Below are 499 nucleotides of genomic sequence, written 5' to 3' on the forward strand. Positions count from 1 at the left end.
GGTGGTGAGCGTGAACTCGCCGTCCTTCAGGCCATGTGCCTCGATCTGCTTGGCGATCAGATGCCGTTCGGCGATCTCCACCTTCTCATCCTCGGTATAGCCCTCGAGCCGGATGATCTCCATGCGGTCGAGCAGCGGCTGCGGCAGGTTGAGCGTGTTCGCGGTCGTCACAAACATCACGTCGGAAAGATCGACGTCGATTTCGAGATAGTGATCGTTGAACTTCGCATTCTGCTCGGGATCGAGCACTTCGAGCAGCGCCGAGGCCGGATCACCGCGGAAATCCTGGCCGAGCTTGTCGATTTCATCGAGCAGGAACAGCGGGTTGCTGGTCCCAGCCTTTTTGAGATTGGTAACGATCTTGCCCGGCAGCGAGCCGATATAGGTGCGGCGGTGGCCCCGAATTTCTGCTTCATCGCGCACACCGCCTAAAGATTGGCGGATAAATTCGCGGCCCGTGGCCTTGGCGATCGACTTGCCCAGGCTGGTCTTGCCGACG

The 499-nt window shown here is 59.5% G+C and carries 1 protein-coding gene; it reads right to left on the reverse strand.

Features of this window, described 5'->3' with window-relative positions:
• Positions 1 to 499 (reverse strand): AAA family ATPase (locus tag AACY52_RS30330; protein WP_339561383.1); only part of this gene is annotated, 499 nt, incomplete at both ends.

The sequence above is a fragment of the Pseudomonas sp. EA_65y_Pfl1_P113 genome, from assembly GCF_963970525.1.
GTDB classification, from domain to species: Bacteria; Pseudomonadota; Gammaproteobacteria; order Pseudomonadales; family Pseudomonadaceae; genus Aquipseudomonas; species Aquipseudomonas tritici.